The sequence below is a fragment of the Christensenella intestinihominis genome (assembly GCF_001678845.1).
Taxonomy (GTDB): domain Bacteria; phylum Bacillota; class Clostridia; order Christensenellales; family Christensenellaceae; genus Christensenella; species Christensenella intestinihominis.
Map to the genome: position 1 here is coordinate 73,598 of NZ_MAIQ01000001.1, position 13,264 is coordinate 86,861.

14 protein-coding genes are annotated in these 13,264 nt (G+C 50.0%); 13 read left to right on the top strand and 1 reads right to left on the bottom strand.

All coding sequences use genetic code 11. From position 1 onward, the window contains the following. Nucleotides 1-40: 40 nt before the first annotated feature. Nucleotides 41-820 (top strand): patatin-like phospholipase family protein, encoded by a 780-nt coding sequence (locus BBD38_RS00355; protein WP_066683307.1) that lies wholly within the window; start codon nt 41-43, stop codon nt 818-820. On the opposite strand, the gene BBD38_RS00360 is transcribed toward BBD38_RS00355, so the two are convergent. Continuing rightward, nucleotides 813-1,988 carry a nucleotidyltransferase gene (locus BBD38_RS00360; RefSeq protein ID WP_066683309.1) on the bottom strand — a complete coding sequence of 392 codons (1,176 nt, stop codon included), beginning with the start codon at nt 1,986-1,988 and terminating at the stop codon, nt 813-815. The genes BBD38_RS00355 and BBD38_RS00360 overlap by 8 nt on opposite strands. A gap of 109 nt (nt 1,989-2,097) precedes the next feature. Here BBD38_RS00360 and pta point away from each other — a divergent pair, with 109 nt between their 5' ends. The 12 genes from pta (at nt 2,098) to nusA (ending at nt 13,264) form a co-directional block, all read left to right on the top strand. After that, nucleotides 2,098-3,096 carry a phosphate acetyltransferase gene (gene pta, locus BBD38_RS00365; RefSeq protein WP_066683310.1) on the top strand — a complete coding sequence of 333 codons (999 nt, stop codon included), beginning with the start codon at nt 2,098-2,100 and terminating at the stop codon, nt 3,094-3,096. A gap of 21 nt (nt 3,097-3,117) precedes the next feature. Then, nucleotides 3,118-4,320 carry an acetate/propionate family kinase gene (locus tag BBD38_RS00370; protein WP_066683312.1) on the top strand — a complete coding sequence of 401 codons (1,203 nt, stop codon included), beginning with the start codon at nt 3,118-3,120 and terminating at the stop codon, nt 4,318-4,320. Nucleotides 4,321-4,419: 99 nt separating this feature from the next. Then, nucleotides 4,420-4,905, top strand: coding sequence for a YceD family protein (locus BBD38_RS00375; RefSeq protein WP_066683314.1), 486 nt, complete (start codon nt 4,420-4,422; stop codon nt 4,903-4,905). Between the two features lie 21 nt (nt 4,906-4,926). Then, the gene (rpmF, locus tag BBD38_RS14190) at nt 4,927-5,115 is read left to right on the top strand and encodes a 50S ribosomal protein L32 (protein ID WP_079547589.1); all 189 of its coding nucleotides are present in this window, start codon (nt 4,927-4,929) and stop codon (nt 5,113-5,115) included. A gap of 112 nt (nt 5,116-5,227) precedes the next feature. Then, complete coding sequence (plsX, locus tag BBD38_RS00380; RefSeq protein ID WP_066683316.1) at nt 5,228-6,238, top strand: phosphate acyltransferase PlsX; 1,011 nt, start codon at nt 5,228-5,230, stop codon at nt 6,236-6,238. Further along, nucleotides 6,228-6,908: a ribonuclease III gene (rnc, locus tag BBD38_RS00385; RefSeq protein WP_172807715.1), complete on the top strand. Its 681-nt coding sequence runs from the start codon at nt 6,228-6,230 to the stop codon at nt 6,906-6,908. Before plsX ends, rnc begins: the two co-directional genes overlap by 11 nt. Nucleotides 6,909-6,913: 5 nt before the next feature. After that, nucleotides 6,914-8,152, top strand: coding sequence for a serine hydroxymethyltransferase (locus tag BBD38_RS00390; protein WP_066683320.1), 1,239 nt, complete (start codon nt 6,914-6,916; stop codon nt 8,150-8,152). Between the two features lie 59 nt (nt 8,153-8,211). Then, nucleotides 8,212-9,510 carry a DUF512 domain-containing protein gene (locus tag BBD38_RS00395; protein ID WP_066683322.1) on the top strand — a complete coding sequence of 433 codons (1,299 nt, stop codon included), beginning with the start codon at nt 8,212-8,214 and terminating at the stop codon, nt 9,508-9,510. 12 nt (nt 9,511-9,522) lie between these two features. Then, a complete protein-coding gene (gene der / locus BBD38_RS00400; protein WP_066683324.1) occupies nt 9,523-10,854 on the top strand; it encodes a ribosome biogenesis GTPase Der in 1,332 nt (443 codons plus the stop codon). A gap of 3 nt (nt 10,855-10,857) precedes the next feature. Next, nucleotides 10,858-11,463, top strand: coding sequence for a glycerol-3-phosphate 1-O-acyltransferase PlsY (gene plsY, locus BBD38_RS00405; protein WP_066683333.1), 606 nt, complete (start codon nt 10,858-10,860; stop codon nt 11,461-11,463). 122 nt (nt 11,464-11,585) lie between these two features. Continuing rightward, the gene (locus BBD38_RS00410) at nt 11,586-12,044 is read left to right on the top strand and encodes a ribosome maturation factor RimP (protein WP_066683335.1); all 459 of its coding nucleotides are present in this window, start codon (nt 11,586-11,588) and stop codon (nt 12,042-12,044) included. Nucleotides 12,045-12,058: 14 nt separating this feature from the next. Then, nucleotides 12,059-13,264: a transcription termination factor NusA gene (gene nusA / locus BBD38_RS00415; RefSeq protein ID WP_066683337.1), complete on the top strand. Its 1,206-nt coding sequence runs from the start codon at nt 12,059-12,061 to the stop codon at nt 13,262-13,264.

The window sequence follows — 13,264 nt, forward strand, 5'->3', positions numbered from 1 at the left end:
CTTAAAAATGATATAAAGATTTTTTTGTGGGAGAACATATATGGCTAAGACAAAAAAAATGGGCCTGGCGCTGGGGGGCGGCTCCGCCCGCGGCTTTGCACACATCGGGGTGCTTCGGGTTTTGATCGAGAACAAAATCCCCATCCATTCGATTGCAGGGTGCAGCATGGGCTCGCTGATCGGGGGCATTTATGCCTCGGAAGCAAACCTTGAGACGCTGGAAAATCTTGCCGTCGTATTCGATTTCAAGAAATATTTTGACCTTACCCTGTCTTCCAAAGGCTATGTGAAGGGAAGCAAGGTCCAGGATTTGATTAAGCTGATGACAAAAAACATCATGATCGAAAAAGCAAAGATTCCGTTTTGCTGTATCGCGACCTGCCTTTGCGACGCGACGCTGAAACGCTTTACGGAAGGGCCGATCCATGAGGCGGTCCGCGCGAGTATTTCCATTCCGGGAATGTTTACCCCGCATATAATTGACGGCGTATCCTATGTGGACGGCGGCGTAATCGACCGTACGGCAATTGACGCCGCGTGGGCAATGGAGCCTGATGTGGTGGTTGCCGTAGACGTGGGTTACAAGGGAGAGCAGATCACCCCTCCCAAAAGTGTAATCGGGCTTGCCCAGGCGTCCTTTTCCGTCGCTGATTGGTATCTTGCCAAAACGAACCTTCCAAAAGCGAGCCTGCAAATTTTCCCCGATGTTGGGGGGATTGACGGAAGCCAGTATAAAGATATCCAGAACATTATCGCGAGGGGGGAAGAAGCGGCGCTTGCGGCGCTTCCTGAAATTAAAGAGCTGGTCAAAGTTAAATAATCAGAAGCCTTTGTGTGAAATCGCGCTTGCCCGGCGCGATTTTTTTTGTAAGCAGGGAATAGATATCCGTTGCCAGAATATCCATATCAAGCAGCGGATTTTCCGGGAATTCCGACGCCCTGGTCACAATAGGAATGGAAGATTTCTCTGAAAGACAGGAGAGGAGGCCGGTTGCATCCTTGCGGACGCCAAGCACACGCGCGTAAAGCGGAGCATTTCTCAGCATGCTCATCTGTTGCTTGGTAATGCCAAACAGGCAATGGAGCAGTGCGCGCTGGATGCGGGAATTCGGATAACGCTTACTGGCAATTGAGGTCAGCAGGTCATTATAATCGGTTGCTTTTTTTGCGGCCTCGCAGATTCGGTATTCAAGTCCCTCGGTTATTCCATATATTTTACCAATATCGGCCGCAGCCATGCGGCGAAGCTGAAACATAACAAAAGGAAAAAGGGCTTCCGAAAATACAGGCTCCAACGCCGGGAGCGTTTCAGAGTTGGGGATATAACGCCGATACAAGGCTTTTCCGTCTTTTATTGCGGCCCGGATGGCGCGGGCGCTTGAAAAACCGGGCGTGAGGGCCGATTCCGCATATCCGCCGCCTGCACGCACAACCGGGAGCGGCCGAAGCGCGCTTTTTTGGCGCACGATTGCTTTTAGGTACTCGATGGCAAGAATGTTGTTTGGTTGCTGCCAAGTGGCGGCATCGGTTTCGGGGAGGCAGCAGGCAAGTGCCCGCGCACGCGCAACAGGGAAGGACAGGCCGCTTTCGAGGCCATCCCTCAGCACCGCCTTAAAATGGTCCGGTTCGCTGCAAAGGACTTCCGCCGCCTGCGATAAAGCGCCGGGGTCAGCGCTTTCCGCGCCGAAGGAAAGGACCTCGACGCAGTTAAGCCCCCCAAGGATGGCGATGCCCCCTTCGGCAAAGCCTTCCGCGCTCTGTGTCGCATAGGCAAAAGGAAGCTCGAGCACAAGGCTCGCGCCGCCCAGAAGCGCCGCACGGGCACGTTCCCATTTATCCCAGATTGCGGGTTCGCCGCGCTGTGTGAAATTTCCGCTCATCACACAAATAATGTGATCTGCGCCGCTCTTTTCACACGTCTTTTGGATATGATAGGCGTGCCCGGTATGGAAGGGGTTGTATTCTGCTATGATTCCAGCGATTTTCATAAAATACCTTTGCAAAGCATTGCTTTTTTATATATAATATATGAGTGTCATTATAGCAGAGAAATCAAAAATTTTAAATTCATTTTATAAAATCGTGAGGTGCAGAGAAATGTCGTTAATGGACAAAATCAAGGACAAGGCAAAATCGGTCAAAAAGAATATCGTATTGCCTGAAGGAAGCGAACCGCGTACCATCGAGGCGGCGGCGAAAATTGCCGAGCAGGGAATTGCAAATGTAATCCTGCTGGGCAATGAAAAGGAAATTGAAGCGGCCAATACGAAAAAGGTCGATCTTTCGGGTGCTACGATTATCGATCCGGCAACATCCCCGAAGCTGCAGGAATATGCCGATATGTTCTATGAAATGCGCAAGAAAAAGGGGATCACCCCGGAACAGGCGCTTGAAACAACAAAGGACCCGCTTTATTATGCGGTTTTGATGATTAAGGCAAATGATGCGGACGGTATGGTGTCGGGGGCGATCCATTCCACGGGAGATACGCTTCGTCCGGCCCTGCAGGTAATCAAGACCAAGCCGGGCGTGCCGATCGTATCGAGCTGCTTTATTATGGAACATCCTGACAGCAAATGGGGCCAGGACGGCGTGATGGTGTTCGCGGACTGCGCGGTCAACATTGATCCGAACGCGGAAGAGCTCGCCGCAATCGCGGTTGCGTCCGCAGATTCGGCGAAAGACCTCGCGGGGATCGACGATCCGAAGATTGCAATGCTGTCCTTTTCAACCAAAAACAGTGCGAAGCACGAGCATGTGGACAAGGTTATTGAGGCGACAAAGCTTGCAAAGGAAATGGCGCCGGAATTGAACATTGACGGTGAGCTGCAGGCGGATGCGGCGCTGATCGAAGCGGTCGGCCAGCTGAAGAGCCCGGGCAGCGCTGTCGCAGGGCATGCAAACGTACTGATTTTCCCGGATATCCAGGCGGGGAACATAGGCTATAAACTGGTTCAGCGTCTTGGCGGCGCAGAAGCAATCGGCCCGATCTGCCAGGGACTTGCGCGCCCGGTGAACGACCTTTCGCGCGGATGCAGCGTGGAAGATATCGTTTCCGTTGTCGCAATCACGGCAGTACAGGCTCAGTCTTTCTAATCGAAAAAGGGGTATAGGAAAATGAAAAATGTTCTGGTAATTAACGCGGGAAGCTCTTCCCTGAAATATCAGCTGATCGATATGGATAACGCGGATGTCATCGCAAAAGGCCTTGTTGAAAGAATTGGCATCGACGGCTCCGTCATTAAGCATAAACCGGCAGGAAAAGACAAAGTGGAAATTGAAACGCCCATGAAGGATCACAACGACGCGATGAAACAGGTGATTGCGGCGCTTACCGATCCGGCTCACGGTGTGGTTTCCGACCTTTCCGGCATCTGCGCGGTTGGCCACCGGATCGTCCATGGCGGAGAGAAATTCAGCGAATCCGTACTGATTACGGACGAAGTGATGGAAGCGATCAAGGAAAATATTGAACTTGCCCCGCTCCATAATCCGGCGAACCTCATGGGAATTAACGCATGCCGCGCCCTGATGCCGGATGTGCCGATGGTTGGCGTGTTTGATACGGCATTTCATGCAAATATGCCGAAAAAGGCATTCCTGTATGGGATTCCTTATGCGGCGTACACGGATTACAAAGTCAGGAGATACGGCTTCCATGGAACATCCCATAAATATGTTTCACGGCGCGCGGCGGAAATGCTCGGAAAGGATATCAAGGACCTTAAGATCATTACCTGCCACCTTGGAAACGGCTCCTCCGTTGCTGCGGTTGACGGCGGGATTTCAGTGGATACATCCATGGGCTTCACGCCCCTTGAAGGCCTTGTGATGGGGACGCGTTCGGGAGACCTTGACGCGGCAATCGTTCCTTACCTTATGGATAAAATGAATATGGATGTAAACCAGGCGATCAATTACCTCAATAAGGAATCCGGCGTTTGGGGTATCTCGGGCGTTTCCAGCGATTTCCGTGACCTTTGGGCGGAAGAAGCGAAGGGAAATGAGCGCGCAAAGCTCGCGCTTGACGTGTTCAACTACCGCCTGAAAAAGTTCATCGGTTCCTATGCGGCGGCAATGGGCGGTGTTGATGTTATTACCTTTGCAGGCGGCGTAGGTGAAAATGACTGGGATGTCCGTAAATGTGCCCTTGAAGGCCTCGAGTTTATGGGAGTAAAGCTGGATAAGGAGAAAAACGACGGACTGCGCGGGGAAGAAATGGATATTTCCGCCCCGGATTCCAAGGTGAAAATCCTGGTGGTGCCGACGGATGAGGAAATGACAATCGCGCAAGACACCTACGATATTTGCTGTAAGTGAATCCTGCGGCGCGAATTTCCTGCGAGAAAAAATAGTTGACAAGAGGGCTGCATAAAAATATAATGTAGTGGTACTCGTTTTCTTGCGTGGAGAAGAGCAATGGTAGAGATTGACATTCGGGAAGCACTGAAAGAAGAAGGAAAGGTCTATACTTTCCACTATGAAGGAATTCCCGATTTGGGCGAAGATATAAGCTTCGCAAGGCCGCTCGTCCTCGATGCGGAATACAGTGCGCTTGACCGGAAGGTTTCTGTGAAAGGGGCCTTTGGAACGGTTCTAAATACCGTTTGTGACCGGTGCCTTGATGATATGAAAACGGAAATTTCCTATCGTTTTGACGAGTTGTTCTTTCGGGTCGGCACACAGGAGGAAGAGGAATACACTTATGAAGGCGATGTGTTATCGCTGGACAAGATGGTGTATGACGCAATTATTTTGAGTTTGCCGCACCAGCTGTTGTGCAAGGATGATTGCAAAGGAATTTGCCCGGTGTGCGGGCAAAATCTGAACGATGGTCCGTGCGGATGCAAACCGGAAGATACGGATGAGACAAATCCGTTTGCAAAATTAAAGGGATTGTTTTGACCTTAAGGGAGGTGTGTGAAAATGGCAGTACCAAAGAATAGAACGTCGAAGCAGCGTAAACATACGAGAAGAGCGCATTGGAAACTGACGGCCCCGGCTGTATCTCAGTGCCCCCAGTGCCACCAGCCAAAACTGGCTCACAGGGTTTGCCCGAACTGCGGTTATTATAATGGCAGGCTGGCGGTTGCTCCGAAAGAAGCAGCAAAATAAGAAATGCAAAAAGGTTTGCGTAAAGCAAACCTTTTTTTGTTTTCCTCTCTTTGAAAAATATACATTTTCGTGTATACTGTATCTATTGTACATCGTTGATAGGGGAAACAGCATGAAAATTATTATTGACGCGATGGGTGGCGATCATGCGCCGGAAGAACTGGTTGCCGGTGTATTGTCCGCGCTCGAAAAATTTAGCGACACCTCTTTTTTACTGACGGGGGACGAAGCCAAAATCAAAGCGCTGCTTAATGGGCAGGCCTACGACCGGGACAGGGTTGAAATCATCCATACGACCCAGGTCATTGAAATGGATGATTCGCCGGTGAAAGCCCTGAAAGAAAAAAAGGATTCCTCAATGGTGGTTGCCCTCAACCTTTTGGCAGAAAAGAAAGGCGATATGCTGATTTCGGCAGGCTGCACGGGCGCGCTTGTTGCGGGCTCCACGCTGATTGTAAAACGCCTTCCGGGAATTAAGCGCCCGGCGCTGGCACCCGTGCTCCCTTCACAGACGGGGGAAGTGCTTTTGATTGACGGCGGCGCAAACGCCGATTGCAAGCCCCAGTATCTGCAGCAGTTTGGTGTGATGGGCAGCATCTATATGCAAAAAGTTTTTGGGCTCAATACGCCCCGGGTTGCACTCATTAATAATGGCGCGGAAGAGGAAAAGGGCAGTGAGCTGACCAAAAAAGCATACCAGCTTTTAAAGCAGGCGCCAATTAATTTCGTGGGAAACGCGGAAGGGCGCGAGCTTCTTTCCGGAGAATTCGACGTACTCGTGTGTGACGGCTTCACGGGAAATATTGTCCTTAAATTTTTGGAAGGCTGCGCCAAGACAATCCTCGGAATGCTGAAGGGCTATGTCAAAGAGAGCGGGAGCGCTAAATTCGGATATTTGTTTATGAAGGGCGCGTTCGGTAAACTCAAGCAAAAAATGGATTATAAGGAATATGGCGGCGCGCTTTTATTGGGATTGAACGGCGGCGTTATGAAGGCGCACGGCAGTTCGGACCGGGCTGCGATTTTTCATGCAATCGCAGCGGCGCGTAAATTTATCGCCGGCGATGTGGTTGGCACAATCGGCCGGGAAATAGCAAAGTTGGCAGATGAAAATGAAGCATGAAGGGCTTGAAAAAAGAATTGGGTATTCTTTTCATGACAGTCGGCTTTTGGAACGTGCGCTTACGCATCCTTCCTGCGGCAATGTGCCGAATTATGAACGGCTGGAATTTTTGGGCGACGCGGTGATTGAGCTTATAATCAGCGGCGATCTTTTCAAAAACTATCCGGATTCATCCGAAGGGGTGCTGACCCAGCGGCGTGCCGATATTGTCTGCTCGAAATCGCTCGCGCGCATTGCGCAGTCAATTGCGCTCGGGTCGTATATTTTCCTTGGAAAAGGCGAGGAGGAATCGGGCGGACGGGAAAAAACCTCTATTCTTGAAAATGTAATGGAGGCGCTGATGGGCGCCGTTTATGTGGACGGAGGCTTCGGGGAAGCCCAACGGGTGGTTCGCAATTTATTTGCAGATGCGATTGAAGGCGCGATGAACCGGAAAACCGATCACGATTATAAATCCCAGTTTCAGGAGCTTATTCAAAGGACGGTAAAGCAGGCAATTTCCTATCAGGTAACCCGCCAGGAGGGGCCGCCGCATAACACGGTGTTTCATGTACAGCTTTCCGTAGGCGGGAAGGCATTGAACGAGGGAATGGGAAATTCCAAAAAGGAAGCGGAACAAAACGCAGCTAAGTCCGCGATTGCGGATTTTGAAAAAATTTATAAGGAGTAAATGCGATGTTTGAATTTGAGGAAGTAAAAAACACGGATCAGGAAATCTATGAATCCATGATGCGCGAACTCAATCGGCAGGAACATAATATTGAACTGATTGCTTCGGAGAACTTTGTGTCTCCCGCGGTGATGCAGGCGATGGGTTCCCACCTGACCAACAAATATGCGGAAGGATATCCGGGAAAACGTTATTACGGCGGGTGCCAGTTTGTGGACGAAGTGGAGGAACTCGCACGGCAGCGCGCCAAGAAGCTGTTTGGCGCGGAGCATGCAAATGTCCAGCCCCATTCGGGCGCACAGGCAAATACCGCGGTTTATTTCGGCGTCCTCGAGCCGGGCGATACGATCCTCGGCATGAACCTTTCCCACGGCGGGCATTTGACGCATGGAAGCCCGGTGAACCTTTCCGGTAAGTATTTCAACATCGTACCTTACGGCGTAAGCGAAACGGATGAAAAAATTGATTATGAAAAGCTTTCGGACCTTGCGCTGGAGCATAAGCCGAAAATGATCGTTGCAGGGGCAAGCGCATATCCCCGCACGATTGATTTTGCAAAATTCAGGGAAATTGCGGATTCGGTAGGCGCATACCTCATGGTGGACATGGCGCACATTGCCGGGCTTGTGGCGGCGGGGCTGCATCCCAATCCGGTTCCGTATGCGCATTTTACCACGACAACAACGCATAAAACATTACGCGGCCCCCGCGGCGGCATGATTCTTTGTTCCGAGGAATATGCAAAAATTGTTGATAAAGCGATCTTCCCGGGCACCCAGGGCGGCCCGCTTATGCATGTAATTGCGGCCAAGGCGGTTTCCTTTAAGGAGGCGCTTCAGCCGGAGTTTAAGGAATATCAGAAGCAAATTGTGAAGAATGCGGCGGCGCTTGCCAAGACGTTGATGGATAATGGCCTGCGGCTGGTTTCCGGGGGAACGGATAACCATCTGATGCTTGTTGACGTAGGGGAAAAGGAAAAAACCGGCAAGGAGATTGAAGCGCTTCTTGATACGGTGAATATTACCGTCAACAAAAATACAATTCCGTTTGAAACCTTAAGCCCGTTTGTTACAAGCGGTATCCGTATCGGAACACCTTCCGTGACAACGCGGGGAATGAAGGAAGAGGAAATGGAGACGATCGGCAACCTGATTGCCGATATGATCCTGAACGGCGAATCTGCGTCGAATAAAGTGAAGAAGAGCGTTTCGGAGCTTTGTGAAGCGTTTCCGCTGTATAAATAAGACAAGAAGATGTTTTGGATCGGGCGGAAGGAATTCCGCCCGATTTTGAGGAAGCATGAATGGTTGTTAAACAGGTAGACCCCGGCAGCATCGCTGAGGAATGTGAAATTTCACCCGGCGATGTTTTGCTGTCGATCGACGGGCATGCGCTCCGCGATTATATCGATTATATCTATGAGCTTGCCGGTGATGAAATACTTCTTTCCATCCGGAAAAAGGATGGAACGCTTGAAGAAATCGAGATAGAAAAAGAGCCGTACGAGGAACTGGGGATTACCTTTGAAAACGACGGATTTGGCAGGAAAATAAGCTGCCGGAACAGATGCGTGTTTTGCTTTGTGGACCAGCTGCCGAAACATATGCGCCGAACCCTTTATGTGAAAGACGACGACTGGCGCATGTCCTTTTTAATGGGGAGTTATGTAACGCTTACCAATCTTTCGGAAGAAGAGGCAGAGCGTATTATCGAGCAAAAAATATCCCCCCTCTATGTTTCGGTACATGCATATGACGATGATTTGCGCAAATTGCTTTTCGGCAACGAGGATGCGGGAAAAACCTTTGAACTGATTCGCCGTTTTACGGAAAACGGTATTCGGATGCATACGCAAATCGTAATGTGCGAAGGCCTGAATGACGGAAGTGTCCTGCGCGAGACAATCGAAGAGCTTTACTGTCTTTACCCGGGCGTCCAGTCTGTTGCCGTTGTGCCGGCCGGACTTACGAAATACAGGGAAAAGCGTTATCCGCTTTCCGCAGTAAGCAAAGAAACCGCGAAAGAAGCTATTAATATAATTGAAGCGTTCCAGAAACAATTTCTGGCCAGTAACGGTGAAACGCGTTTTGTGTTTGCTTCTGACGAAATGTACATCCGCGCCGGAATGGAGCTCCCGCCTTATGAGGCCTACGAGGATTTTGCGCAGATCGAAAACGGGGTCGGCCTTGTGGGAATGTTTCTCCATGAAGCAGACGAGGCGATTGAGGCCCTGTGGGATAAAAAACCGCGCTTCCAAAAAATCGGCTTTATAACGGGAGTAGATTTTTACCCGTTCCTGACGGGGCTTGCGGAACGGCTGGAACACGTTTTCGGAATGCATGTGAATGTCCATTTGGTTGAAAACAGCTTCTTCGGCGAGACAATAACAGTTGCCGGGCTTTTGACCGGCGGAGACGTTATGGACCAGGTGAAGCGCGGGGAAGAAGAGGCCTTTTTCCTGAGCAGGAGCTGCTTCAAGGAAAATGAAAATGCAATGCTCGACGGCGCTACGCTGGAGGACCTCGAAAATGCTTTGGGAGTTCCCTGCTATAAGGCCAGCGGCGACGGATATGAATTGATACAAATGCTGCTCGAGGAATGAGAGGAAAGATTTATGGCAAAACCATTGGTTGCAATTGTGGGAAGACCGAATGTTGGGAAATCCACATTTTTCAACCGGATTACAGGAACCAAACTGGCAATCATCGAAGATACGCCCGGCGTCACGCGGGACCGCATTTATGCGGATGCGGAATGGCTTGGAAGGGAATTTACGCTTGTCGATACGGGCGGCGTGGACATGAACACGGAAGACGTCCTGCTGAAGCAGATGCGTATGCAGGTTGAGCTTGCCATCGAAGCAGCCCAACTGATTTTGTTTTTTGTGGACGGGAAAACGGGCATCACCTCGGAGGATTACGAGGTAGCGAAAATGCTTCGTAAGGCCGGAAAGCCTGTTATCGTCGTGGTTAATAAAACAGACAATAAGAACGATGAGCAGAACATCTATGATTTCTATGAGCTCGGCCTCGGTGAAGTAATCGGCATTTCATCCTCGCAGGGCCTGGGCCTCGGCGATTTGCTAGACGTGGTGATCGGCGAACTGGGCGAATATGAGAACGACGGGGAAGAGGACGATACCCTAAAAATTGCGTTGGTCGGGAAGCCGAATGTCGGCAAGTCATCCCTGACCAACAAAATCCTCGGATACGACCGTGTGATCGTAAGCGAAATCCCGGGAACAACCCGCGACGCGATCGATTCCGTATTTGAGCGCGACGGGCAGAAATATACGATTATCGATACGGCGGGAATGCGCAAAAAGGGGCGCATCGACGACAAATCAATAGAACGGTACAGCGTAATACGTTCACTTGGGGCGGTACGCCGCGCGGACGTCGCGGTCGTTATGATCGACGCAACCGAAGGGATTACGGAACAGGACGTCAAGGTGGCGGGATATGTTGACTCCGAGGGGAAGCCATGCGTGATTGCCGTCAATAAATGGGACGCAATTGAAAAGGACACCTACACCATCGAGGAATATAATAAAAAAATTGCCGCCGATTTGGCATTCATGCCTTATGCTCAACGTATTTATATTTCCGCACAGACGGGACTGCGCGTCGACAAGCTGTTTTCGATGCTGCATGCGGCGTATGAAAATAATATCCGCCGTATTCCGACAGGGGTGCTGAACGATTGCCTGCAAGACGCTATCACAGCGGCCGAACCGCCTTCTACGAACGGGCGGCGGCTGAAGATTTTCTACATGACGCAGGTGAGCGTCAAGCCGCCCACTTTTGTCCTGTTTGTCAACGAAACTGCGTTAATGCATTTCTCATACCAGCGTTATCTTGAAAATTATTTGCGCAAAACATTTGACTTTACGGGTACGCCGATTAAAATAATAGTAAGGCAGAAGAGCGATGAAAAGGGGGAATAAGGTATGAACGAGGTTTTAATACTTGCTTTGTGCGCCATAATTGCATACCTTTTGGGGTCCGTTTCCTTTTCCTATATTTTCACGAAGAAGATCAGGCACGAGGATATCCGTAAGAAGGGCAGCGGAAACGCGGGGACGACAAATGTCCTGCGAAGCTATGGCTGGGGCATGGGGCTGCTTGTGTTTGCGGGCGACGTATTGAAAGGCTTGATTGCGGCGTTGATTGGCCTGCACTTCGGCGGAGAGATCGGCCTTTGTATAGCGGGTGTGTTTGCAATCGTAGGACACAATTATTCCTGTTTCCTGAATTTCAAGGGAGGAAAGGGAATTGCGGCAACGATTGGCGTGTTGCTCATCATGCAGACAATACCAACGCTGATTATTTTTACAATCGCAATTATCATTGTCATTTTAACGAAAATTATGAGCATTGGTTCCATTATAGGTCTGATCCTGAGCGCTGTCGCCGCCTTCATTGTAGCGCCGGGAGACCCTTACCACTATATTGCGGTGCTCGTGATTGCCATTTTGGGTATCTGGAGCCATCGCGAAAATATCGAACGTCTGGCACATGGGAACGAGCACAAGCTGAGTCTGTCCAAAAAGTAAAAAATACTTGCATAAATGGCGCTGTTATGGTATTCTTAAGTAGGTTAATAAATGCTTGACTAAAGAGTGGGAGTGAAAACCCACTCTTTCGCATTATGAATACTTTTTTATTGGGAGCTGTTATGGCAAAAAATACACGTACTATAGTGGAAGAAATCGCCATGCCGATTGTTGAGGCGTTGGGTTTTCAGTATGTGGATACGGAATACGCAAAACAGGGGCAGGATTGGCTGCTTACGGTTTATATTGATAAAGACGGCGGCGTGCTGATTGACGACTGCGAAACGGCAAGCCGTGCGATTGAAGCGGTTCTCGACGAAAAGGACCTTATTGCAGAGAGTTATATTTTATGCGTTTCCTCGCCGGGGCTTGACCGCCCGCTTAAAAACGAACGGGACTTTGCGCGGTGCATGGGCAGCGAGATAGATATAAAGCTCTATAAGCCGTTCCAGGGGAAAAAGGAATATACCGGTGTGCTGACGGCCTATACGCCTTCCAGCATCACGGTGGAAACCGATGAAAACGAGATTACTTTCGACTGCAAGGAAACTGCAAAAATTTCCCTGCATTTGGATTTTTGATAAGGAGATAGGGAATGAATACGGAATTTATGGAAGCTTTATCGGATTTAGAGCATGATAAGGGAATAAAAAAAGATATTTTGCTGGAAGCAATCGAGACGGCTCTGATTTCAGCGTATAAACGCCATTTCGGGACGGACCAGAACGCACGTGTTGAAATTGACGGAGATACGGGTGAAATTAAAGTATTCGCCATTAAAAATGTGGTAAGCGAAGTGGAGGACGAAGAGACGGAAATTTCCGTGGAGGACGCGCGCGCAATCAATGAAAAATATGAAGCGGGCGACGTGCTGGAGACCGAGGTAACCCCGCGTGATTTCGGGCGTATTGCGGCACAGACGGCAAAGCAGGTTGTTGTGCAGCGAATCCGCGAGGCGGAACGCGGCATTATTTATGACCAGTATTCGGAAAAGGAAAACGAAGTCCTGACCGCAATTGTCCATAGGATTGAACGCGGAAATGTTTATGTGGAACTCGGACGTGCGGAAGGGATTATCCCTGTGAGCGAGACGGTCTATTCCGAACAATATAACATCAACGACAGGCTGAAGGTTTATGTCCTTGAGGTAAAAAAGACGAATAAGGGACCGCAGATCATCGTATCCCGTACACACCCCGCGCTTATCAAGCGTTTGTTTGAAATTGAAGTGCCGGAAATCCGCCAGAATGTCGTACAGATCAAGAGCATTGCACGCGAAGCGGGCGGGCGCACCAAAATTGCCGTGTGGAGCGATGAAAAAGATGTCGATCCGGTAGGCGCGTGCGTCGGGCACAAGGGAACGCGTATTGAGAAGGTCGTGGAGGAACTTGGCGGCGAGAAAATAGATGTGGTTCCGTGGAGTTCGGACCCGATTGAATTTATTGCAAATGCCCTGCGGCCTGCAAAGGTTGTTATGGTTCAGATCAATGAGGATGAAAAGGCGGCGAAAGTTATTGTTCCGGATTACCAGCTTTCGCTTGCAATCGGAAAAGAAGGGCAGAATGCACGTCTTGCCGCAAAGCTGACCGGCTGGAAGATCGATATCAAGAGCCAGTCCCAGACGGAGCAGGAAGTCTTTGGCGAAGCATTTGCGAATGCGGATACCAGCTTTGATTCCATTGCGAACGATTTCGATGCAATCGATCAGATAAATGAAGAAGAAGCGGTGGAAGAAGCAGAGGAGGATATGATCCTCGACCAGCTTGGGGAAGACGAACCCGGCACGGAGGAAGAAAACTAA